At 69.5% G+C, this 22674-nt stretch carries 17 protein-coding genes and 1 other RNA gene; 11 read left to right on the forward strand and 7 right to left on the reverse strand.

Annotated features, from left to right (window positions below):
* Positions 1 to 29: 29 nt before the first annotated feature.
* On the forward strand, positions 30 to 770 hold the full coding sequence (locus AC07TY_RS02640; protein WP_494784258.1) for a zinc ribbon domain-containing protein: 741 nt from the start codon (positions 30 to 32) through the stop codon (positions 768 to 770).
* Between the two features lie 25 nt (positions 771 to 795).
* Positions 796 to 1194: RNase P RNA component class A (gene rnpB, locus AC07TY_RS02645), an RNA gene on the forward strand.
* A 37-nt stretch (positions 1195 to 1231) separates the two neighbouring features.
* Here the strand turns inward: rnpB and ppgK are convergent.
* The gene (gene ppgK, locus AC07TY_RS02650) at positions 1232 to 1993 is read right to left on the reverse strand and encodes a polyphosphate--glucose phosphotransferase (protein ID WP_123504694.1); all 762 of its coding nucleotides are present in this window, start codon (positions 1991 to 1993) and stop codon (positions 1232 to 1234) included.
* A gap of 22 nt (positions 1994 to 2015) precedes the next feature.
* The gene (gene map / locus AC07TY_RS02655; protein ID WP_494784259.1) at positions 2016 to 2879 is read right to left on the reverse strand and encodes a type I methionyl aminopeptidase; all 864 of its coding nucleotides are present in this window, start codon (positions 2877 to 2879) and stop codon (positions 2016 to 2018) included.
* Between the two features lie 156 nt (positions 2880 to 3035).
* Between map and AC07TY_RS02660 the strand changes: the two genes are divergently transcribed.
* Positions 3036 to 3716: a hypothetical protein gene (locus AC07TY_RS02660; RefSeq protein WP_494784260.1), complete on the forward strand. Its 681-nt coding sequence runs from the start codon at positions 3036 to 3038 to the stop codon at positions 3714 to 3716.
* A gap of 9 nt (positions 3717 to 3725) precedes the next feature.
* Positions 3726 to 3899 (forward strand): SPOR domain-containing protein, encoded by a 174-nt coding sequence (locus AC07TY_RS02665; protein ID WP_123504690.1) that lies wholly within the window; start codon positions 3726 to 3728, stop codon positions 3897 to 3899.
* Here the strand turns inward: AC07TY_RS02665 and AC07TY_RS02670 are convergent.
* Positions 3896 to 5632, reverse strand: a complete 1737-nt coding sequence (locus AC07TY_RS02670; protein ID WP_494784261.1) for an NAD+ synthase — start codon at positions 5630 to 5632, stop codon at positions 3896 to 3898. The genes AC07TY_RS02665 and AC07TY_RS02670 overlap by 4 nt on opposite strands.
* A gap of 58 nt (positions 5633 to 5690) precedes the next feature.
* On the opposite strand from AC07TY_RS02670, the gene AC07TY_RS02675 reads away from it, so the two are divergent.
* The 5 genes from AC07TY_RS02675 to AC07TY_RS02695 all read left to right on the forward strand — a co-directional run bounded on the left by AC07TY_RS02675 (position 5691) and on the right by AC07TY_RS02695 (position 15196).
* Complete coding sequence (locus AC07TY_RS02675; protein ID WP_488626337.1) at positions 5691 to 7028, forward strand: glutamine synthetase family protein; 1338 nt, start codon at positions 5691 to 5693, stop codon at positions 7026 to 7028.
* Between the two features lie 25 nt (positions 7029 to 7053).
* Positions 7054 to 10041, forward strand: a complete 2988-nt coding sequence (locus AC07TY_RS02680; RefSeq protein ID WP_494784262.1) for a bifunctional [glutamine synthetase] adenylyltransferase/[glutamine synthetase]-adenylyl-L-tyrosine phosphorylase — start codon at positions 7054 to 7056, stop codon at positions 10039 to 10041.
* 512 nt (positions 10042 to 10553) lie between these two features.
* Positions 10554 to 12113, forward strand: a complete 1560-nt coding sequence (locus AC07TY_RS02685) for a glycosyltransferase (protein ID WP_123504686.1) — start codon at positions 10554 to 10556, stop codon at positions 12111 to 12113.
* Between the two features lie 13 nt (positions 12114 to 12126).
* Positions 12127 to 13671, forward strand: coding sequence for a glycosyl hydrolase (locus tag AC07TY_RS02690; protein WP_494784263.1), 1545 nt, complete (start codon positions 12127 to 12129; stop codon positions 13669 to 13671).
* Between the two features lie 115 nt (positions 13672 to 13786).
* Positions 13787 to 15196, forward strand: a complete 1410-nt coding sequence (locus AC07TY_RS02695; RefSeq protein WP_123504684.1) for a UDP-glucose dehydrogenase family protein — start codon at positions 13787 to 13789, stop codon at positions 15194 to 15196.
* 178 nt (positions 15197 to 15374) lie between these two features.
* Here AC07TY_RS02695 and glnA read toward each other — a convergent pair whose 3' ends face one another.
* Positions 15375 to 16799, reverse strand: coding sequence for a type I glutamate--ammonia ligase (gene glnA / locus AC07TY_RS02700; RefSeq protein ID WP_123504683.1), 1425 nt, complete (start codon positions 16797 to 16799; stop codon positions 15375 to 15377).
* Positions 16800 to 16960: 161 nt separating this feature from the next.
* On the opposite strand from glnA, the gene AC07TY_RS02705 reads away from it, so the two are divergent.
* Entirely contained in the window at positions 16961 to 17386 is a 426-nt protein-coding gene (locus tag AC07TY_RS02705) for an RDD family protein (RefSeq protein WP_123505163.1), read from the forward strand.
* 19 nt (positions 17387 to 17405) lie between these two features.
* Here AC07TY_RS02705 and AC07TY_RS02710 read toward each other — a convergent pair whose 3' ends face one another.
* Positions 17406 to 18125: a DUF4191 domain-containing protein gene (locus AC07TY_RS02710; protein WP_123504682.1), complete on the reverse strand. Its 720-nt coding sequence runs from the start codon at positions 18123 to 18125 to the stop codon at positions 17406 to 17408.
* A 158-nt stretch (positions 18126 to 18283) separates the two neighbouring features.
* On the opposite strand from AC07TY_RS02710, the gene AC07TY_RS02715 reads away from it, so the two are divergent.
* Positions 18284 to 19660: a hypothetical protein gene (locus AC07TY_RS02715; protein WP_494784264.1), complete on the forward strand. Its 1377-nt coding sequence runs from the start codon at positions 18284 to 18286 to the stop codon at positions 19658 to 19660.
* Positions 19661 to 19674: 14 nt separating this feature from the next.
* Here the strand turns inward: AC07TY_RS02715 and sucB are convergent, their stop codons facing one another.
* On the reverse strand, positions 19675 to 21222 hold the full coding sequence (gene sucB, locus AC07TY_RS02720) for a 2-oxoglutarate dehydrogenase, E2 component, dihydrolipoamide succinyltransferase (RefSeq protein WP_494784265.1): 1548 nt from the start codon (positions 21220 to 21222) through the stop codon (positions 19675 to 19677).
* A gap of 71 nt (positions 21223 to 21293) precedes the next feature.
* A complete protein-coding gene (gene lpdA / locus AC07TY_RS02725) occupies positions 21294 to 22667 on the reverse strand; it encodes a dihydrolipoyl dehydrogenase (protein ID WP_494784266.1) in 1374 nt (457 codons plus the stop codon).
* Positions 22668 to 22674 lie beyond the last annotated feature (7 nt).

Below are 22674 nucleotides of genomic sequence, written 5' to 3' on the forward strand. Positions count from 1 at the left end.
TTTCGACACACGATCCGAGTGAGAACCCCATGCCATTGACAGCCAGCCCCGCCGACCAGGCCCTCCTGCTCGATCTGCAGCGACTCGACACGTCGCTGCAGCAGCTCGCGCACCGCGCTCGCGCCCTTCCCGAGAACGCGAAGCTGGCCGACATTGAGAAGCAGGTCGCGTCCCTGCGGGTCCGCCTCACCTCCGAGGAGGCCGTCTCGGAGGCGGCCCAGCGCGAGCTGACCCGCGTCGAGTCCGACGTCGCCGTCGTCGACGCCCGCGTCGAGCGCGACAACGCGCGCCTGCAGACCTCCTCGTCGCAGAAAGACATCCAGGCCCTCGAGCAGGAGCTCGCCGCCCTCGCCGGCCGCAAGAGCGACCTCGAAGACACGGAGCTCGAGTTCATGGAGCGGCTCGAAGGGGCGAACGGCGTCGTCGCCGGAACTCGGGGCGAGCTCGACGAGCTCGGTGCTGCCCGCGCCGCACTCGAGGCTGCGCGCGATGCGTCGCTCGAGGTCGTGGAGGGCGAGCGCGTGCAGGCCACGGCCGATCGGGCGACGCTCGCGGGCCGAGTTCCTGCGGACCTCCTGGCCCTGTACGAACGCCAGCGCGAGCGCTACGGAGTCGGGGCCTCGCACCTGCGCGCCCGCGTGTCGAGCGCGAGCGGTGTGGAGCTGACCGGCAGCGACCTGGCCATGGTGCGCGCCGCCGCGCCCGACGACGTCGTGCTCTGCCCCGACAGCGAGGCGATCCTGGTGCGCACCGACGAGTCGGGCATCTGAACCCCTCTAGACTGGGTGACGCGAATGGGTCGGCAAGACGGTCGCGTCGCCTCACCTCCGGGTGCGGCGCCGAGGAACGTCCGGGCTCCACAGAGCAGGGCGGTGGGTAACACCCACCCGGGGCAACCCGCGAGACAGTGCAACAGAAAGCAGACCGCCACGGCGCACCTCTTCGGAGGTCGCCGGGGTAAGGGTGAAACGGTGGTGTAAGAGACCACCAGCGGTTCGGGTGACCGGCCGGCTCGGTAAACCTCGCCCGGAGCAAGGTCAGACAGAGAACGATTCAGGCGGCTCGCCGAGTTCTCGGGTAGACCGCTGGAGCGCTGCGGCAACGTAGCGCCGAGATAGATGACCGTCCATGCCGTGCAGCGCTGAGAGGCGCTACACGACAAGACAGAACCCGGCGTAGCAGCCGGCCCATTCGCCCCTGATCTCTCTCAGAGATCAGTCCCTTCGAGAGATCAGAACTCCGGCTGCGACTCCGCGGCCAGAGCGGCGGCACCCATGATGCCCGCGTTGTTGCGCAGCTTCGCCGGCACGATCTCGGCCCGCAGGCTGAGCAGGGGCAGGAACTCGTGGTACTGCTTCGACACTCCGCCGCCGACGACGATCAGCTTCGGGTACAGCAGCGCCTCGAGTCGCGAGTAGTACTTCTGCAGGCGCTTGGCCCAGTGCTTCCACGACAGCTCGTCGCGCTCCTTGGCGGCGAACGACGCCTTAGTCTCGTAGTCCTTGCCGTCGATCTCGAGGTGGCCGAGCTCGGCGTTCACGATCAGCACGCCGTCGTTGATCAGCGCCGTGCCGATGCCGGTGCCCAGCGTCGTCATGATGACCAGGCCGTCGACACCCTTCGCGGCGCCGTAGCGCGCTTCGGCGTAGCCGGCGGCGTCGGCGTCGTTCACGAAGTGGATAGCGCGACCGAGAGTGCTCTCGAAGAGCTTCTCGGCCTCGAAATCGATCCACTTCTTCGACACGTTCGCAGCCGACAGCGTCTTGCCGTCCATGATCGCCGCCGGGAAGCAGACGCCGACGTGCAGGTCTCTCGCATCGTCGCCCAGCTCGTCGAGGATCTCCTTGACGACGCCGACGATGTCGTCGGGTTCGCCGCCCTTCGGGGTCGACTTCTTGATGCGGTCGGTGACCAGCTCGCCGGTCTCGACGTCGACGATCGCGCCCTTGATGCCGGTGCCGCCGATGTCGATGCCCACAGCCTTGTTTGCCACGGTCGTGCCTCTCGTTTGAACGCTAATAGGTGGTGAGAACTTCTGCGCCGCGCTCGGTGACGACGAGCGTGTGCTCGAACTGCGCGGTGAGCGAGTGGTCGCGGGTCGCGACCGTCCAGTCGTCGCCCCAGATGTCGGCGTCGATGCCGCCGAGGGTCAGCATCGGCTCGATCGTGAAGACCATGCCGACCTCCATGACGTCGTCGAACTGCGGAGCGTCGTAGTGAGGGATGATCAGCCCCGAGTGGAACGCCCGTCCGACGCCGTGCCCGGTGTAGTCGCGGACGACGCCGTAGCCGAAGCGCTTGGCGTACATCTCGATGGCCCGGCCGACGACATTGACCTCGCGACCCGGTGCGACGGCCTTGATGCCGCGCTCGAGGGCGAGGCGGGTGCGCTCGACGAGGTCGACGACCTCCGGGGTGCCCTCGCCGACGACGAAGGTGCGGTTCGTGTCGCCGTGCATGCCGTCGAGGTAGGCCGTGATGTCGATGTTGATCAGGTCGCCGTCCTCCAGGACGGTGTCGTCGGGGATGCCGTGGCAGATGACCTCGTTGACCGACGTGCAGACCGACTTGGGGTAGCCGCGGTAGCCGAGCGTCGACGGGTACGCCCCGTGCGAGACGACGTAGTCGTGGCCGACGCGGTCGAGCTCATCGGTCGTGACTCCGGGGCGGATCGCCTCGCCGACGGCCGTGATGGCGTCCGCGGCGATGCGGCTGCTGCGGCGGATGGCCTCGATCTCGTCGGGGGAGTAGAGGTCGCCCACGCCGGTCTCGTGGGGCTCGGCGTGGCCGACGTACTCGGGACGGTCGATCGACGGCGGGACCGGACGCTGCGGCGAGATCCGGCCGGGGGTCAGGTGACCGCGTGAATCCCGGGGCATGCGATCCAGCTTAGGGTCTCGGCCGTGCGGCGGGTGACCGCAGGGACGCATCGAGGCTGTCCACTGTCGCTCGGCGGGGAACCCGTCTAAGCTCCGGCTAACTGAATATCTGTCGACTTTTTCGCTGAGCCGACGTGAGAAGAATGCGACACCCGAATGTCCTTCCCGATCTCTCCGATGCGAACGGCGACGGCCTCCGTGGTCGTGGCGCTGTGCGTCGCGCTGACCGGATGCGCGCTGATCCCCGGCGCGCCCGGCGGCGGCAGCACGCCCCTGCCCACCGTCACGTCGGCGCCGTCCACGAAGGCGAAGACCTCGCCGGCGGTCACCGATGCCCAGATGGTGCAGTGGCTCGACAGCGCGCCGGTTCCTGCGCTGTGCACCGCCCCGGCCGGCACCCTCGAGGCGGGCCGGCTGCCGGCGTTCACGGGTCAGGCCGGTCAGGAGGTGGGCCTGCCCTGGGTGACCGACGCGCGCGGCCGCCTCAAGCAGGACCTCATCGCGCTCGGCACGTTCGGCCCCGGAAGCGCGACCCTGATCGCCACGCCCCTCTGGTGCACCGGGGGAACCTCCTCGACCGAGCAGCTCGCGATCTACCAGAGCGCAGGAACGAGCCTGAAGCTCGTCACCACGTTCGATCTGGGCGCGGCGAATCAGGCGAACGCCCACGTCATCAAGATCACCGCTGACGACGGCCGCCTCGAGGTGCTCTGGGGGACGCCAGCGATCGACCAGGACTCGAGCGACACGGGCCTCTGGTCGCGGGCGTCCTTCGTCGTGGTCGGCAGCATCATCACAGAGTCGGGTCTGCAGTCGAGCGCGAGCGTGCCGCAGTAGGCTCCGGGCATGGCTGAAGAATTCTGGTTCAACACGAAGACGCACCAGGTCGAGGAGGGCATGGTGTCTCCCGCTGTCGACCGCGCCGGCCCGTACGCGACCCGCGAAGAAGCTGAGCACGCCCTCGCCCAGATCAAGGCGAACAGCGACCGATGGGCCGCCGAAGAGGCCGAAGACCGCTAGAGGACGGTCGGGCGGTACGTGATCGGCAGGCGCCGGTCGCGACCGAACGCCATGCCCGAGATCTTCGGCCCGATCGCGCCCTGGCGGCGCTTCCACTCCGAGCGGTCGACGAGCTTGGTCACCTCGGCCACCACCTCGGCGTCGTAGCCGAGGGCCACGACGTCGTCGGCACCGAGCGCCTTCGTGATGTACGCGTCGAGGATCCCGTCGAGGATCTCGTACGGCGGCAGGGTGTCCTGGTCGACCTGTCCGGGGCGCAGCTCGGCCGACGGCGGCTTGGTGATCGAGTTCTCGGGGATCGGGCCGCGCAGGCCCTGCTCCTCGGCGAACTCGTTGCGCCAGCGGGCGAGCTCCCAGACCATGGTCTTCGGGACATCCTTGATCGGAGCGAAGCCGCCGACCGAGTCGCCGTAGATGGTCGAGTAGCCGACCGACAGCTCGGTCTTGTTTCCCGTCGTGAGCACCAGGTGGCCGTCGAGGTTGGACAGCCCCATCAAGATGAGTGCCCGGGCCCGCGCCTGCACGTTCTCGGCGGCGAGTCCCGTCAGCTTCAGTTGACGCTCGAACGGCTCGACCAGGTCTCTGATCGGCTCGACCGAGTACTTCACGCCGATGCGCTCGGCTACATCGTCGGCGTCGCTGCGCGAGTGGTCGGACGACCATTGCGAGGGCATGGACACGCCGTAGACCCGGTCGCCGCCGAGCGCATCGGCCGCGATGGCGGCGCAGACGGCCGAGTCGATGCCACCCGAGAGTCCGAGGATGACCGATCTGAATCCGTTCTTCTGCACGTAGTCGCGGAGGCCGGTGACCAGGCCGTCCCAGAGCTGCTGGCGGTCGTCGGGCAGCTCGGCGACGTCGGGAGCGATGGGGTCGAGCTGGCCGAAGGCCGGGGTCTCGACGTCGACGCGACGGATGCCGGCGGGCATGGTGCGGCCGGTCGAGTGCTCGGGATCGAGGTCGACGACGAGCAGGTGCTCACGCCACTGCGGGGCACGCCCCACGATCGTGCCGGCACCGTCGACGACGACGCTGTCGCCGTCGAACAGGAGGTCGTCCTGGCCGCCGACGATGTTCACGTAGGCGACGAACGTGTCGTTCTCGGTCGCGCGGTGCTGTACCAGGGGCAGGCGCACCTCGTCTTTGTCGGCGATCCACGGGCTGGCGTTGACGACGAGCAGAACGCCCGCGCCCGCCTCCATGACGCGGGCGACCGGGCCGCCGTCGCGCCAGAGGTCTTCGCAGATGATGACCGCGACGTCGATGCCCCTGACCCGCACGACGAGCAGCTCGTCGCCAGGGATGAAGACGCGGTACTCGTCGAAGACCGAGTAGTTGGGCAGGTGGTACTTCGCCGTGGTGGTCACGACACGCCCGCCCTGCAGCACGCTCGCGCAGTTCTTCGCGATGGCGGTCGGCGCGTTGGAGGTGTCGAGCAGCCTCGGCTCGAACGGCCCGTCGGGGTGCCCGACGATCACGGCGAGATCGCCGAGGCCCTCGGCCTCGAGACGCTCCGCGAGCTTCTCGACCGCGTGACGCGAGGCCTGGAGGAAGCTGGGGCGGGAGGCGAGGTCTTCGATCGGATAGCCGGTGAGGCTCATCTCGCCGGCGGCGACGAGGTCGGCGCCGGCCTCTCGGGCTGCTTTCGCGGCGGCGACGATCTGGTCTGCGTTGCCCGCCAGATCGCCCACGGTGGGGTTTGTCTGAGCGAGCGCCAAGCGGAGTCGGGGCATGTCCACTAGCCTACTGATGGCGCTTCGCCGCCCGGTCGGCACACGCAGAAAGGCCTGAATGGACAAGCAGACGGACTTCGTTCTTCGCACCATCGAAGAGCGGGGCATCAAGTTCATCCGACTCTGGTTCACCGACGTGATCGGGACCCTGAAATCGGTGGCCATCGCGCCCGCCGAGGTCGAGGGCGCATTCGCCGAGGGCGTCGGCATCGACGGCTCGGCCATCGAGGGCCTCACCCGCTCCTACGAGGCCGACGTGCTGGTGCACCCCGACCCCACCACGTTCCAGATCCTCCCGTGGCGCGGTACCGAAGACCCCACCGCCCGGATGTTCTGCGACATCGCGACGCCCGACGGCGCGCCCGGCGTCTCCGACCCGCGCAACGTCCTCAAGCGCACGCTGGCCCGCGCCGGCGACCGCGGCTTCACGTTCTACACGCACCCCGAGGTCGAGTTCTACCTGCTCAAGTCGTCGAAGGTCGGCCCCGAGGGCCCCGAGCCCGTCGACCAGGCCGGCTACTTCGACAACGTCCCCGGCGGCACCGCCCACGACTTCCGCCGCCGCTCGGTCCGCATGCTCGAAGACCTCGGCATCTCGGTCGAGTTCAGCCACCACGAGGCGGGCCCCGGCCAGAACGAGATCGACCTGCGGTACGCCGATGCGCTGACGATGGCCGACAACATCATGACCTTCCGCACCGTGGTGAAGGAGGTGGCGATCGAGCAGGGCGTGTACGCGACCTTCATGCCCAAGCCCCTCCAGGGCCACCCGGGCTCCGGCATGCACACGCACCTCTCGCTCTTCGAGGGCGACGCCAACGCGTTCTACGAGGCCGGCGCCGAGTACCAGCTGTCGAAGATCGGCCGCCAGTTCATCGCGGGGCTCCTGCGCCACGCGCCCGAGATCACCGCCGTCACGAACCAGTTCGTGAACAGCTACAAGCGCCTCTGGGGCGGCGACGAGGCTCCGAGCTTCGTCACCTGGGGTCACAACAACCGGTCCGCCCTCGTGCGCGTTCCGCTGTACAAGCCCAACAAGGGCCAGTCGAGCCGCGTCGAGTACCGCGCGATCGACTCCGCGGCCAACCCGTACCTCGCGTTCTCGCTGCTCCTCGCCGCCGGCCTCAAGGGCATCGAGGAGGGCTACGAGCTCCCCGCCGAGGCGGAGGACAACGTGTGGAGCCTCTCCGACGCCGAGCGCCGCGCCCTGGGCTACAACCAGCTGCCCGCCAGCCTCGACCACGCCCTGTCGCTCATGGAAGACAGCGAGCTCGTCGCTGAGACGCTGGGCGAGCACGTCTTCAACTACGTGCTCAAGAACAAGCGCCAGGAGTGGAAAGACTACCGAGCTCAGGTGACGCCGTTCGAGCTCCGCTCCAACCTCGAGATGCTCTAGCAGCCGCACCCCTGCGAGACCTCCCGTGCCCCGATCTGCGACCGCTCTCACCGATCTGGCACGGGCGGGGTTCGCCGACCTCCGGGTGAGCCGCGACCTGCTCGACGCTCTCATCGACGTCGAGCCGCAGGTTGCCGAGTTCGTGCGCGCGCTGTCGCAGAGCCCCGACCCCGACGGCGGGCTGCAGAGGCTCAGCCGCCTGATCGAGCGGGCTCCGGAGGCGGTGGGCGAGTTCCTGCGCGCGGAGTCCCTGCCGAGCCCGACGGCGAGCGAGGAGCGCCCCGGCGACCGGCTGATGCTCGTGCTGGGCGCCTCGGAGGGGCTGGCCGACTTCCTGTGCCGGCGCCCCGCCTCGCTGCGGAGCCTGCTGCGCAAGACCTGGACGGTCCCGCACCAGGACGACTACGAGCGCGACCTCCTGGCGGCCGTCGCCGGCCTGACCGGCGACGACGCCCGGACGGCCCTGCGCGTGGCCTACCGCGAGCACCTGGTCTCGCTGACCGCGTTCGACCTGTCGCTCTACGACCCGGTCGCCGGCCTCGACGTCGTGGCGGCCGCGCTGGCCGACCTGGCGGGGGCCGCTCTCGAGGCGGCTCTCGATGTCGCGCGCCGTGAGGTGTCGTTTCCCGAGCACGAGATCGGACGCACCCGGCTGGCCATCATCGCCATGGGCAAGGCGGGCGCCCGCGAGCTGAACTACATCAGCGACGTCGACGTCATCTTCGTCGCCGACGCCGCCGACGGCCTCGACGCCGAGCGAGCCGTGCAGATCGCGACGCGGCTGGCCGTGCACACGACGCGCACGCTCTCCGACCTCGCGCCGGAGGAGCCGCTCTGGGAGGTCGACGCCAACCTGCGCCCCGAGGGCAAGAACGGCGCGCTGGTGCGCACGCTCGCCTCGCACGTCGCCTACTACGAGCGCTGGGCGAAGCCGTGGGAGTTCCAGGCCCTCCTGAAGGCCCGTCCGATCGCCGGAGACCTCGCCCTCGGCGGCGAGTACGTCGAGAAGCTCGCGCCGATGGTGTGGCGCGTGGCCTCGACCGAGAACTTCGTCGAGTCCACGCAGCGGATGCGGGAGCGTGTGCTGTCGCACATCCCGCCCGCCGAGGTCGACGTGCAGCTGAAGCTCGGGCCCGGGGGCCTCCGCGACATCGAGTTCACGATCCAGCTGCTGCAGCTCGTGCACGGCCAGGGCGACCCCGACATCCGCCAGCGCTCCACGCTCGGGGCGCTCGGCGCCCTGGCGATCGCGGGGTACGTCGGCCGCGCCGAGGCGGCCGAGTTCGACCGCGACTACCGCGAGCTGCGTCTGCTCGAGCACCGGATCCAGCTGTCGCGCATGCGCCGCACCCACCTGATGCCGCGCGGTGAAGACGACCTGCGCGTGCTGGCGAGGGCGACCGGGCTCGCCCCGAGCGCCGAGGAGCTCCGCGAGCACTGGCACGGCATCCGCCGCCGGGTGCGCCGGCTCCACGAGCGCCTGTTCTACCGGCCGCTGCTGTCAGCCGTGGCCCGCCGCCCCGAGGAGGAGCTCTCGCTGAGCACCGGCTCGGCCGTCGCCCGCCTGCAGGCGATCGGCTTCCGCGACCCCAAGGGCGCGCTCGCCCACATCGCGGCGATGACGGCTGGCGTCTCGCGCCGCGCGAGCATCCAGCAGCATCTGCTCCCGGCCATGCTGCAGTGGTTCGCCGACGGCACCGACCCCGACCTCGGCCTGCTGGCCTTCCGCCGCCTGAGCGACGGGCTGGGTGAGACCTACTGGTTCCTGCGCATGCTCCGCGACTCGTCGGGCGCCGCCCAGCGGCTCACGACCGTGCTGTCGAGCTCGCGCTTCGTCGCCGACCACCTCGAGCGCATCCCGGAGGCTGCGGGCTGGCTGGAGTCCGACGACGACCTGCGTCCGCGAACCCTCGACGAGCTCCGGGCCGAGGCGAACGCGACGGTCGCACGGCACGAGGGCGACGACCAGGCCGCCCAGGTGCTTCGGATGGCACGGCGCCGCGAGATCCTGCGCCTGGCCCTCGGGGGCATCGTCGGCGTGATCTCCATCGACGAGATCGGCCGCGGCCTGTCGGACATCATGACGGCCGCCATCGGGGGAGCCCTCGACCTGGCGCGCCGCGGCGGCCGGGCCGACGGTCTCGAGTTCGCCGTCATCGCCCTGGGCCGGTACGGGGGGCAGGAACTCGGGTTCGGCAGCGACGCCGACGTGCTCTACGTCTACCGCAGCCTCGACCCCGCCGACACGACCGCTCAGGCGCGGGCGGTGGCCATCGTGGCCGACCTCCACCGCCGCACCGACGACCCGCAGATGCCCCTCGACCTCGACGCCGGGCTCCGCCCCGAGGGCAAGAACGGCCCCGTCGTGCGCTCCCTCGACTCGTACGCCGCCTACTACGGCCGTTGGGCGCTCACGTGGGAGGCCCAGGCGCTGCTGCGGGCGCGCGGTGCCGTCGGCGACGCCGGGCTGCTGGCCGACTTCGAGTCGCTGGCCGACACGGTGCGGTACCCGGCGCGGCTGTCCGAGCAGGACGTCCGCGAGGTGAAGCGCCTCAAGGCCCGCGTCGAGTCGGAGCGCCTTCCCAAGGCGGCCGACCCGACCCGTCACCTCAAGCTCGGGCGCGGCTCGCTCAGCGACGTCGAGTGGTTCGTGCAGCTGCTGCAGCTGCAGAACGCCGCCACCACGCCGGGCCTCCGCACGCCGTCCACGCTCGACGCCCTCGCGGCCTCGGTGGAGGCGGGGCTCGTGACGGTGCGCGATGCCGACCGGCTCCGCGACGCCTGGGTCATCGCCTCGCGGGCCCGCTCGGCGGTCATGCTGTGGACGGGGCGCACGAGCGACAGCCTCCCGGCCGACCGCCGTCAGCTCGAGGCCGTCGCCCGTCTCCTGGAGTACCCGCCGAACTCGGCCAGCCAGCTCGAAGAGGACTACCTCGCCGTGACCCGTCGTGCGCGCCACGTGTTCGAGGCCGGTTTCTACGGGCTCGAGAAGTCGCCTGAGCCGAGCGTCTGACACGCCCCCGCAGGCCCAAGCGTCCCTGCGACACGCCCGGGATGCGCTGCTCGTCGACAGCCCGGCGAAAAACTTGAGCTGTACCCCGGAATCGAGCGTTGTACCCCGCAGAATGTGACGGTCAGGTTACGAGGGCGTGTCCCCCGATCATCGGCAGGACGAGTGCCGCCGACGGGGGCCAACCGAATGGGGGTCATGGCGGAGCCGCTGTCGAGTCGAGGCCCCTGCCCAAGCGCCTACTGGCCTGCACGCGATGCTGAGGATGGCTCGGCGACTCCGCGGACCTCGCAAACGGGGGACACGAATCGGCAGAGAGTGTCGGGCGTGTCTCGTGTCGGCATTTCGCACGACACGAAACCGGGGACTCCGACGTACCCCGATCGGCGAGGGCCGCTCGCTCCGTGCGGACCGCTTGTAGCCCCGTATCGATTGGGCTAGAAATTGAGTCACCCGAACGACCGATTCCCCGATGACGCGGAAGCCACCCCCACCGAGTACATGCAGGCGGCACCGTGCTGACGTTCATTCTTCAAATCCGACACGAGATCCAGGGACACCCCGAGGTGTACCTGTTCTCGGTCTACTCGATCATGATCTGGGTCATGTGGATCATCAAAGTGGTGATCTCCCGGAACTACCGTCCGTTCACCGGGCACTTCACCGGCACCGCCAGTGTCGTGGTCCCCGTGGTGGACGAGCCAGAGGACCTCTTCAGGGACGTCATCGGCCGCATGGTCGAGCAGGGTCCCGACGAGATCATCGTCGTCATCAACGGCAAGCCCAACCCGACGCTGCAGGCCATCTGCGAGGAGTTCGCGCCCCTCGTCACCTGGACGCACACGCCGATCCCGGGCAAGCGCAACGCCGTCATGATCGGCACGGAGCTGTCCAAGGGCGACATCACGGTGCTGGTCGACTCCGACACCGTCTGGACTCCCGGCACGCTCGAGGAGCTCCTCAAGCCGTTCGCCGAGGCGAACATCGGCGGCGTCACGACGCGTCAGCGCATCCTGGAGCCCGAGCGCAGCTGGATCACCCGCTGGGCCGACTGGCTCGAGAACAGCCGCGCGCTGTACTCCATGCCCGCTCAGAGCGTGCTCGGCCAGATCGGCTGCCTCCCGGGCCGCACGATCGCGTTCCGTCGCGACATCCTCGTCCGCGTCATGGACAAGTTCATGACCGAGAAGTTCATGGGCGTCTTCCTCGAGGTCAGCGACGACCGCACGCTCACGAACCTCACTCTCAAAGAGGGCTACCGCACCGTGTACCAGTACACGAGCCTCGTCTACACGGACGCCCCGCTGAAGATCAAGAAGCTCTTCAAGCAGCAGCTCCGCTGGGCTCGCGGCAGCCAGTACAACACGCTGCGCATGATGCCCTGGATGCTCGGCCACGCGCCGATGCTCGCGTTCTTCTTCGCGATGGACATCGTGCTCCCGTTCGTGCTCCTCGGCGTCGTCGGCGGCTGGATCTACAACGGCATCACCGGTCAGGGAATCAACCTCTACACGGGGATCCTGCACGAGTACGGCTTCCGGGCAGGCATCCTGGCGATCGTCGCCCTGATGGTCCTCTCGTCGGTCCTCAGCATGGCGATCCGCCAGATGCGCCACCTCAGCGAGAAGCCGGGCGACTTCATCCGGCTTCCGGTCTTCATCATCGTGTCGACGTTCTTCCTGATGCCCATCCGCATCATCGGCTTTTTCCGCATGGGCCATTCGGCCGGCTGGGGGACCCGAGCCGGTGCCTACAGCGGCGGCGAGGTCACCGAGGAGGTGGCCGCCGAGGTGGAGCGTCGCGAGGAGACCATGGTCACGCCCATCGACGCCCTCGAGGCCCAGTTCGACGACGTGCCCGGTCAGCCCTCGGTCGACACCCTGTTCGACTTCGGCACGCAGGCCGACCCCGAGTCGGGCACGGTCCTGATCAAGAGCCGTCGCGCCGCCACGACCGCGGTCGTGGACGCACCGACCCCCAAGGCCGCACCCCGCCGCCGCTTCAACATGAAAGCCGGATGGCCGTACCTCATCGGTACCGCGATCCTCGTCCTGGAGGCACTCTTCATTGTCTGAGTACCGAGAGTCCGTGATCACCCCGCTCAGCCGGCCCGCCGGCAGCGCCTGGTGGACCACCGGCAAGAAGAACTCGCGGATGAGCGCGCTGGGCGCCACGATCATCGTGGTCGCGCTCGCCCTCATCACGTGGCTGGTCTGGATGTCGCCCACCGACAACGTCGTGCGCAAGGTCGTCGGCGATGTCGTCAAGCCCATCTCGACGAACATGGAGCTGAAGAACGACCGCGCCGACCTGCTGACGCAGCTCGTCTCGACGAAGTCGCGGATCAACGACCAGTCGGCCGAGCTCGCGAAGCTCAAGACGGAGCTCGCGGCAGCGACCGGCAAGTCGACCGCCCTCGAGACGAAGCTCTCGAAGGCCATGGCGACGTCCTCCAAGTCGGCCGGCCAGGTGAAGGACCTCAAGTCGCAGATGGCCTCGTCGGGATCCTCGGCCTCCGGCACCGCGGGCTCCGGCACGTCGAACGCGGCCTCGTCGGGTTCGACGACTCCGACGACGACGACGGGCGACACTCCGGGAGCGCCGAGCGGCGGCACCACCACGACGCCGACCAGCCCCATCGTGACCGGACCGACCATTCCGACCACGCCCAGCCTCGCGTCGATCAAGAAGCCCACCTCGAAGTACTTCGGCCTCTACACGCAGCAGTCGCCCTTCAACTGGGCTGAGAACGACGACGTGTCATCGAAGGTCGGCGTCAGCCCGAACATGTCGGGCTACTTCCAGGGCTTCGACTCCGACTTCCGCGCCGATGCCGTACAGCGCTCGTGGGCCAAGGGCCAGCTGCCGTTCCTGACCTGGGAGACCCAGCCGCTCAAGGCCGCCAACAACCTCAACACGCAGCCCGACTACGCGCTCTCCAAGATCATCGGCGGCGACTACGACGCCTACCTGACCAAGTACGCGAAGGCCGTGGCCGCCAACAAGCAGCCGCTCGCCATCCGCCTCGACCAGGAGATGAACGCCGACTGGTACCCCTGGGGCGAGAACACCAACGGCAACTCCAAGGGCCAGTTCGTGCAGATGTGGGACCACGTGCACCAGATCTTCGCCGACAACGGAGCCAACGACTACGTCGTCTGGGTCTGGTCGCCCAACCGGGTCGACAACCTGAACTCCACTCAGTCGCAGCAGGCGTACCTGGCGAACTACTACCCCGGTCCCGACGAGGTGGACTGGGTCGGGATGTCGGGGTACCTCCGCCCGCCGTATTCGAACTCCGAGACCTACTCGTTCCAGCACACGTTCCAGAACACGCTGACGCAGCTCCGGGCGATAGCCCCGGACAAGCCGATCGTGCTCTCCGAGATCGGAGCCAGCGAGAACGGCGGCCAGAAGGCCAAGTGGATCACCGACCTGTTCACGAACCTGGACGCCCCCGTCAACTCCGACATCATCGGCTTCGGCTGGTTCAACCACACGGTCACGTCGACGACGAACGGCACCCAGTACACCAACGACTGGCGCATCGACTCCTCGGGCAGCTCCATCACGGCCTTCACGAACGGCATAGCCACAGTCCAGGACCAGTACAAGCTGAAGCCCACGGGGTAGGCGCCCACCACGCCTCCCCACCCGGCTGCCGCGGTGTCTCGCACCGCGGCAGCCACCCCCTCATCTGCTCCACAACCACAGGTACGTTCGGCGTACCCGCATCAGGGAGACCATCATGACCGCATCGAAGAAGCCCTCCGCCTCGGCGGACAGCGCCCCCAAGCCCGTCATCTCCGTCATCGGCACCGGCTACCTCGGCGCCACCCACGCGGCCGCCATGGCCGAGATGGGATTCGACGTTATCGGCGTCGACACCGACCCCGCGAAGGTCGAAGCGCTCAGCGCCGGCCGCGTCCCGTTCTTCGAGCCCGGCCTGCCCGAGCTCATCGTCAAGCACGTCGGCACGGGCCGCCTCCGCTTCACCAGCGACCTCGCCGACGCCGTGTCGCTCGCCGACGTCCACTTCATCTGCGTGGGCACCCCGCAGCGTCGGGGCAGCCACGCCGCGAACCTCACCTACGTGGAGGCCGCCACGAAGGCCGTCGCCGAGTCGCTCAGCCACGACGGCATCATCGTCGGCAAGAGCACCGTGCCGGTCGGAACCGCGGCACGGCTCCGCAAGCTGGTGGCCGACGCCAAGCCGGCCGGCATCGACACCCAGGTCGTGTGGAATCCGGAGTTCCTGCGCGAGGCCCACGCAGTGGAAGACACCCTGCGCCCCGACCGCATCGTCTTCGGCGGCACGGACGCCAAGAGCGAGGCGATCCTCCGCGAGGTCTACGCGGCCCCGATCGCGACCGGAACGCCGGTCATCTCGTGCGACCTCGCCACCGCCGAGCTCGTCAAGGTGAGCGCCAACGCGTTCCTCGCCACGAAGATCTCGTTCATCAACGCCATCTCCGAGCTGTGCGAGGTCGCCGGCGCCGATGTCCGCGTCCTCGCCGACGCGCTCGGCCACGACGACCGCATCGGCCGCAAGTTCCTGAACGCCGGGCTCGGCTTCGGCGGCGGCTGCCTCCCGAAAGACATCCGCGCCCTGATGTCGCGCGCCAACGAGCTCGGTGCGGGCCGCGTCGTCGGCCTGATGCAGGAGGTCGACGAGATCAACATGCAGCAGCGCCAGCGCGTCATCGACCAGGCGATCGACGCCTGCGGCGGATCGGTGCTCAACCGCAAGCTCGCCATTCTCGGCGCGGCCTTCAAGCCCGACACCGACGACGTCCGCGACTCGCCCGCCCTCAACGTGGCCGCCGCACTGCACCTGCGCGGCGCCCAGGTGCTCGTGGTCGACCCGGAGGCCTCGCAGACGGCCCAGCGCTCGTTCCCGACGCTGTCGTTCGCCGACAGCCTCGACGAGGCCGTCACCGACGCCGACGCCGTGCTGCTGCTCACCGAGTGGCCTGTCTTCGTCAACGCCGACCCGGAGCACCTCGCCGAGCTCGCCGCCAACCCGGTCGTGCTCGACGCCCGCAACGCCCTCGACTCCGAGGTGTGGTCGGCCGCCGGCTGGGAGGTGCGCCCCCTCGGTGGCCGCATCGTCGCTCGCCAGCGCCGCGTGCTCGAGGGAGCCGCGCTTCCCGCGTAGCCAGTCCCGTCCTCTCGAGCGTCGGCCTCGCCCCTTCGGGGCGGGGCCGTTCGCGTGTCCGCAGCGGCCGTCGTCTCCGGCCCGCCCCTCCGCACGACGGAGCCCCGCCCGTCCGCACGACGGAGCCCCGCCTCCCGCGCGAACGCGGGGACGGGGCTCCGGGGGAGACGACGGCGTACTACACGCCGAAGTACATCTCGAACTCGAACGGGTGAGGACGCTGCGCCATGGGCAGGATCTCCTTCTCGCGCTTGTACGCGATCCAGGTCTCGATGAGGTCTTCGGTGAAGACGTTGCCCTTGGTGAGGAACTCGTGGTCCTCCTCGAGAGCGAGCAGAGCGGCGTCGAGCGACGCGGGGACCTGGGGGATGTTCTTGGCCTCCTCCGGGGGGAGCTCGTAGAGGTCCTTGTCGACGGGCTCGTGCGGCTCGATGCGGTTCTGAATGCCGTCGAGGCCGGCCATGAGCTGGGCGGCGAACGCGAGGTACGGGTTCGAGGCGGCGTCGGGGACGCGGAACTCGATGCGCTTGGCCTTCGGGTTGGTGCCCGTGATCGGGATGCGGATCGCAGCCGAGCGGTTGCCGGCCGAGTAGACCAGGTTGACGGGGGCCTCGAAGCCCGGGATCAGGCGGTGGTACGAGTTGATCGCCGGGTTCGTGAACGCGAGCACGGCGGGGGCGTGCTTGAGCAGGCCGCCGATGTACCAGCGGGCGAGGTCGCTGAGTCCGCCGTAGCCGTTCTCGTCGTAGAAGAGCGGCTTGCCGTCCGACCAGAGCGACTGGTGCGTGTGCATGCCCGAGCCGTTGTCGCCGAAGAGCGGCTTCGGCATGAAGGTCGCGACCTTGCCCCACTGCTCCGCGGTGTTCTTGACGATGTACTTGAACTTCAGGATGTCGTCGGCCGCGTGGACCATCGTGTCGAACTTGTAGTTGATCTCCTGCTGGCCGCCCGTGCCCACCTCGTGGTGCGCACGCTCGAGCTCGAGGCCGGAGTCGATCAGCTTGAGGCTGATGTCGTCGCGGAGGTCGGCCGTCTTGTCGACGGGCGAGACCGGGAAGTAGCCGCCCTTGTAGGCGGTCTTGTTCGCGAGGTTTCCGCCCTCTTCGGCGCGTCCGGTGTTCCAGGCGCCCTCTTCGGAGTCGACGGAGTAGAACGAGCCGTTCTGCTTGACGTCGTAGCGCACGTCGTCGAAGACGTAGAACTCGGCCTCGGGAGCGAAGAAGGCGGTGTCGGCGATGCCGGTGGAGGCGAGGTAGCGCTCGGCCTTCTTCGCGACCTGACGGGGGTCGCGCGAGTAGAGCTCGCCGTTGCGCGGGTTGAAGATGTCGAACACCAGGATGAGCGTGCGCTCGGCGCGGAACGGGTCGACGTAGCCCGTGGTCACGTCGGGGATGAGCTGCATGTCGGACTCGTGGATCGACGCGAAGCCGCGGATCGACGAGCCATCGAACAGCTGACCGACGGAGAAGAACTCCTCGTCGACCGTGGATGCGGGGATGTTGAAGTGCTGCTGGACACCGGGAAGGTCGGTGAACCGGATGTCAAGGAACTTGACGTCGGTGTCCTTGATGAAGCTCAGCACCTCGGAAGAATCTTTGAACATACGCGAAGTCTCTCCAATGGCGTGGAACGTGGGCGAAAGCTGGACGCCTCCAGTCATGAGGCTATTGACGGGGGGTTTCGGTGCGGTGACCAGAATGTTTCCGGGATGTTACGGGTGCCATGCTCAGAGTGCTCCCGCAGGGCATCGATAGGCTCATCCCCATGTCGAGCAGCGCCCCGCCCCCACTCCCGCCGAGCGACGACCGCCCGCCGTATCCGGGGCACGACCTCGGGCTCCCCGAGTCGGGTCCGCGCTCGATCGGCCGGTTCGGCCGACGCCTGATCGCCCTGGTGATCGACTGGGGGATCGCCGTGCTGGTCTCGGTGCTGTTCTTCCACTACAACTCGCTTGCGACGCTCGGCGTCTTCGCGCTCATGCAGATGCTGTTCATCATCACCCTCGGCGGCAGTCTCGGCCATATCGCCTGCCGCATGCGGGTCGTGCCGCTGCCGACCGGGTACATCGGCGTGTGGCGGCCCATCGTCCGCACGATCCTGCTCTGCCTGGTGATCCCCGCCGTCATCTACGACCGCGACCAGCGGGGCCTGCACGATCGCGCCGTCGGCGCTGTCCTGGTCAGGATCTAGCCTCGAGCGCGACTCGCGATCAGCGCGGACGCCCCGAGCGCATGCGCATCGGGTCGACGCCCTTGGGGATCGGCAGCTTGTTCTGGCCGAGCGACTCGAGGCGGTTCGACACGGCGAGCACCTCGTTGCGATCGATGGCCTTCTTGACCTTGTTCATGCGACGAGCCAGCTTGTGCAGCGGGATCGAGTCGGCGTCGGTGCCGACACTGAGGACGGTGATCGGGACGCCGGGCGTGATCCGCGCGACCTTGCGCTTCTCTTCGTCGACGATCTTCTGAGTCTGGCCCCGGGTGCCCTCGGTCACGAGGACGACGCCGGGTCGGCCGATGGCGCGGTAGACGGCGGCCTGGCTGCGGCCGTTGACGGCGACCGGCATCTCGCTCGCCCGCCACTGGCGACGGAGGCCGCTCTTGAAGACGGCGCCGACCGCTCCGGGCTGGCCGGCGATCTGCGAGTAGGCGGCGCGCTCGGCGAGGCGTCCGAGCACGAGCATGAACAGCAGCACGCCGAGCATGACGCCGACGACGATGTAGAGGATCGTGCCGAGGATGTTGCCCCCGGCGACGAGAGCGAGCACGACGAACGCGATGACGGGCACCACGAACGACGCCAGCATGAGCCAGATCGACTTGGGGTCGTGACGCCGGGTCATGGTGAAGACCTGGTACATCTGCTTGATGCGACCGGGCTCTTTTTCAGGGGTCGAAGATGCGTTCTCCGAAGACTTGCTGCGTGCCATGCTGACTAGGATACGTGGTCCCGCACCGGGTGGCGGTCCGGCTTCGGTTGCGCGCGGCCCGCGTTCCTCACCGCGGGGATCGGTCCACAGGGTCCCCGATGATCCACAGGCGCAGGAACTTCCGTCCGGCCCCCTCCCGCTCCGCCAGGCTCGACGGCATGTCCTCCTCCGTCGCCGCGGCCGTCGCGCCCCACGTGCTCGCCGAGTCGCCCCGCGCCCGCCTCCTCGTCTGGCCGTCCGCCCCGCAGACCGTCGCCAAGGTCTTCCTCGGTCCCGACGGCCGCCGCCGGGCGCTGGCCGTCGCCGCTGCGCTGGCTGCGGTCGACCACCGCCATATCGCGCCCCTCCTCGGAGTCGTCGAGGTCGACGGCCGTCCGGCCGTGCTCCTCCCGCGCCTCGAGCCGCGGCCCGTGTCCGGGCTCCTCGCTGCGCGCGGGCGCCTGTCGGCGGGCGAGGCGGTGACGCTGCTGGTCCCGCTGCTGCTCGCGCTCCTGCACGTCGAGCGGCGCGGCCTCGACGACCGCGTCGATCTCGCCTCGGGCCTGACGCTCGATGACGTCCTGCTGGACGCCAGCGGGGCGCCCGTGCTCGTCAGCCTCTCGGCCGCACCACCGCGGGGTGCCGTCAGCCTCACGCGGGACGCCGGTGCCGCCGGGGCGGCCCGCCGCATCGTCGCCGAGGTGCTGTCGTCGACCCCGGGCGGTCGCAGCACCGTCCGGACGGCGCTCGGCGACGCGACCCGACCCGGCGGCTCCGGCATCGACTCCCTCATCGAGCTGCTCTTCGACCTCGACGATCCTGCGCCGCTGGAGGAGCCGCTGGCGCGGCCCGCACCGCCGCCCGAGGCGTCGACCGCCGCGCCGCCCACGGCGCCGCCCGCCCATCACCTCGACGGCGTCGTCCCGGGCCTCGACCTGGCGCGCGCCGCCGTCGGCGAGCCCGGCGGCCTGGCCGCTGACGCATTCGGTCTGGCTGCGCACGTCATCGGCCGCGCCGTGGCCGCGGCGCGCGATGTCCGCCCGAAGGTCTGGCTCGGTGCCGGGGTCGTGGCGGCATCCGCCTTGGGCGGCCTCGTCCTGACCGCGACGGAGGGTCCGCCCGCCGAGCCCGGCACCCGGTCCGGTCCTGCCCCGGCACGAGCCGACGCACGGCGCACTGATGCCCCCGAGGCGGCCGGCCGCTCATCACCGCCGGTCTCCACCGGAGGCACGACAGCCGACGCTCTCCTCCGCGGCGACGACGCGACCGCGGCCGCCCGAGTGCTGCTGCGCCTCCGCGAGGACTGCCTCACGGCGCTCGACGCCGCATGCGTCGCGGGCGTCGACCAGGCCGACTCGCCGCTGCTGGCCGACGACCTGGCGGTGGTGGCTGATCCTGCGCGTCTGGCGGAGGCGCGTTTTCCGAGCATTGCCTGGATGGCGGGGGAGTACGGCGGGGCCGTCCTCTTCGAGCTCGGCACCGGCCCGGACGACGAACCGGCCTCCCTCCTCGTGACGAGGACGGAGGCCGGTTGGCGACTGCGAAGCCTGGGCTGAGGCTTGCGGGGGAGCTAGATGCCGAGCTTCCCGGCGAAGTCGCCTCCCTCGAGGCGGTTCTTGACCGCGACGAGGAAGCGGGCGGCGTCGGCGCCGTCGACGATCCGGTGGTCGTACGAGAGCGCCAGGTAGACCATCGAGCGGATCGCGATCGACTCGGAGCCGTCGGCCGTGACGACGACCGGCTTCTTGACGACGATGCCGGTGCCGAGGATGGCCACCTGCGGCAGGAACACCACGGGGGTGTCGAACAGCGCGCCGCGCGAGCCGGTGTTGGTCACCGTGAAGGTGCCGCCGGACAGCTCGTCGGGGGTCAGCTTGTTGTCGCGGGTGCGACCGGCGAGATCGGCGATCGACGCGGCCAGGCCGGCCAGGTCGAGCGACGCGGCGTTCTTGATCACCGGGGTGAGCAGGCCGCGCTCGGTGTCGACGGCCATGCTGATGTTCTCGGTGTCGGGGTAGACGATCGAGTCGCCCTCGACGGTCGCGTTCAGCTTCGGGTAGGCCTGCAGGGCCTCCGCCGCTGCGAGCGTGAAGAACGGCAGGAACGACAGCTTGTTGCCGGTCTTGGCCTGGAAGTCGCCCTTGACCGCATCTCGGAACTTCGCGACCTTGGTGACGTCGACCTCGACCACGCTGGTGAGCTGCGCGGTGGACTGCATCGACTCGACGGCGCGCTGGGCGACGACCTTGCGGAGGCGGGTCATCGGCACCGTGGTGCCGCGCAGGTCGGACACCGGCAGAGGCTCGTAGGCCGACGAAGCGGCGGGGGCCGAGGCGGCGGGAGCAGCGGCGGCCGGAGCGGCCTTCGCCGCGGCCTCGGCCGCGGCTAGGACGTCTTCCTTGCGGATACGGCCGCCGACGCCGCTGCCGGAGAGCGTCGACAGGTCGATGCCCTTCTCGTTGGCGAGCTTGCGGACGAGAGGGGTGACGTAGCCGACGGGCCCGCCGGCCGAAGCCGGGGCTGCGGGCGCAGCGGGCGCCGGAGCAGCGGGTGCGGGCGTGGCAGGCGCGGGAGCAGCAGGCGCTGCAGCGGCAGGTGCCGGAGCGGCGGCGACCGGAGCCGGCGATGCGGGTGCCGCGGCGGCCGGAGCCGGGTCGACGGCCGGAGCGGGCTCGGGAGCCTCGGCCGGGGCGTCCTCGCCGGGGGCGGGCGCTGCATCGGAGGGGACCTCGGCGGGAGCCTCGGTGGCGGGCGACGGCGACTCGTACCCTTCGGACGACTCCTCGGTCTCGGAGTCCGCGGCGGGGGTGTCGTCGGTCGATGCCGGGCCGGTGCCCGGAGCCTCGGCCTCAGGGGCATCGCCCGTGCTGCCGGCATTGCTGCCGTCGCCGATCTTGACGAGTGCGGTGCCGACCTCGACGGTCTCGTCCTCGGCGACGAGGATCTCCTCGATCACGCCCGCGATCGGCGACGGGATCTCGGTGTCGACCTTGTCGGTCGAGACTTCGAGCAGAGGCTCGTCGACCTCGACCCGGTCGCCGACATTCTTCAACCAGCGGGTGACCGTGCCCTCGGTGACACTCTCACCGAGTGCCGGGAGGTTGACGGATTCGCTCATCAGGGGAACTCCTTCTGCGGTTCTAACTATGAATTGTGGGACAGCGCCTCGGCGGGGATGGTGCTGTGAAGCTACATCGCGTGGAGCGGCTTGCCGGCAAGCGCCAGCATCGCCTCGCCCAGGGCCTCGTTCTGGGTCGGGTGCGCGTGGATCAGGCTCGCGACGTCTTCGGGGTAAGCCTCCCAGTTGACGGTGAGCTGGGCTTCGCCGATGAGCTCGCCGACGCGGGCGCCGATCATGTGGACTCCGATGACGGGGCCGTCGACGACGCGGATGACCTTGATCGACCCGGCAGTGCCGAGGATCGAGCTCTTGCCGTTGCCGGCGAGGTTGTAGTCGTAGGCGGCGATCTTGTCGGCGCCGTACTTCTCGGTGGCCTTGGCGGTCGTGAGGCCGACCGAGGCGACCTCGGGGTCGGAGTACGTGACCTTCGGGATGTTCGCGTCTTCGATGACGACCGGCTTGAGGCCGGCGACCTCCTCGGCGACGAAGATGCCCTGCTGAAAGCTGCGGTGGGCGAGCTGAAGACCGGGGACGATGTCGCCGATGGCGTAGACGCCGGGGACGCTGGTCGCGAGGCGCTCGTCGGTGAGGACGAAGCCGCGGTCCATGGTGACGCCGACCTCCTCGTAGCCGAGGTCGGCGGTCACCGGGCCGCGACCGACGGCGACCAGGAGGATGTCGGCCTCGAACGTCTTGCCGTCTTCGAGCGTGACGACGACGCCCTGGTCGTCCTGGGTCACGCTCTGGAAGCGGATACCGAGGCTGAAGGCGATGCCGCGCTTGCGGAACGCCCGCTCGAACGACTTGGAGATCGACTCCTCCTCGTTGGGGACGAGGTGGGGGAGAGCCTCGATGATCTGCACCTCCGAGCCGAAGGACTTCCAGACGCTGGCGAACTCGACGCCGATCACACCGCCGCCGAGGATGGCGACGCGCTTCGGGATGTAGTCGAGCTCGAGGGCGTGCTCGCTCGTGATGACGCGGCCGCCGATCTCGAGACCGGGCAGGCTGCGCGAGTAGGAGCCGGTGGCCAGCACGATGTGCTTGCCGGTGATGGTGTCGTCGCCGACCTGGATCGTGCTCGGCGACGTGAGGCGGCCGGAACCGGCGATCGTGGTGATTCCGCGCGACTTGACGAGGCCCTGCAGGCCCTTGTACTTGTGCTCGACGATGTCGCGGCGGTACGTCGTGACGCCGGCGATGTCGATGCCGTTCAGCTGCGTGTGGACGCCGTACTTGGCCGACTCGCGCGACACGTCGGCGACCTCGGCCGCGTGCAGGAGCGCCTTGGTGGGGATGCAGCCGCGGTGGAGGCAGGTGCCGCCGACCTTGTCTTTCTCGACGAGGGCGACGGAGAAGCCCAGTTCGGAGGCGCGGAGGGCCGCGGCGTAGCCGCCGCTGCCGCCACCGAGGACCACCACGTCAAAATTCTGTTCCGACACCCAGCAA

It is taken from the genome of Frondihabitans sp. GW821-FHT04F02 (assembly GCF_059420045.1).

What these genes read in the sequence shown, in the direction of transcription:
- AC07TY_RS02640 (WP_494784258.1), top strand. Translation starts at nt 30, where the DNA reads ATGCCATTGACAGCCAGCCCCGCCGACCAGGCCCTCCTGCTCGATCTG.
- map (WP_494784259.1), bottom strand. Translation starts at nt 2,879, where the DNA reads ATGCCCCGGGATTCACGCGGTCACCTGACCCCCGGCCGGATCTCGCCG.
- AC07TY_RS02660 (WP_494784260.1), top strand. Translation starts at nt 3,036, where the DNA reads ATGTCCTTCCCGATCTCTCCGATGCGAACGGCGACGGCCTCCGTGGTC.
- AC07TY_RS02665 (WP_123504690.1), top strand. Translation starts at nt 3,726, where the DNA reads ATGGCTGAAGAATTCTGGTTCAACACGAAGACGCACCAGGTCGAGGAG.
- AC07TY_RS02670 (WP_494784261.1), bottom strand. Translation starts at nt 5,632, where the DNA reads ATGCCCCGACTCCGCTTGGCGCTCGCTCAGACAAACCCCACCGTGGGC.
- AC07TY_RS02675 (WP_488626337.1), top strand. Translation starts at nt 5,691, where the DNA reads ATGGACAAGCAGACGGACTTCGTTCTTCGCACCATCGAAGAGCGGGGC.
- AC07TY_RS02695 (WP_123504684.1), top strand. Translation starts at nt 13,787, where the DNA reads ATGACCGCATCGAAGAAGCCCTCCGCCTCGGCGGACAGCGCCCCCAAG.
- glnA (WP_123504683.1), bottom strand. Translation starts at nt 16,799, where the DNA reads ATGTTCAAAGATTCTTCCGAGGTGCTGAGCTTCATCAAGGACACCGAC.
- AC07TY_RS02705 (WP_123505163.1), top strand. Translation starts at nt 16,961, where the DNA reads ATGTCGAGCAGCGCCCCGCCCCCACTCCCGCCGAGCGACGACCGCCCG.
- AC07TY_RS02710 (WP_123504682.1), bottom strand. Translation starts at nt 18,125, where the DNA reads ATGGCACGCAGCAAGTCTTCGGAGAACGCATCTTCGACCCCTGAAAAA.
- AC07TY_RS02715 (WP_494784264.1), top strand. Translation starts at nt 18,284, where the DNA reads ATGTCCTCCTCCGTCGCCGCGGCCGTCGCGCCCCACGTGCTCGCCGAG.
- sucB (WP_494784265.1), bottom strand. Translation starts at nt 21,222, where the DNA reads ATGAGCGAATCCGTCAACCTCCCGGCACTCGGTGAGAGTGTCACCGAG.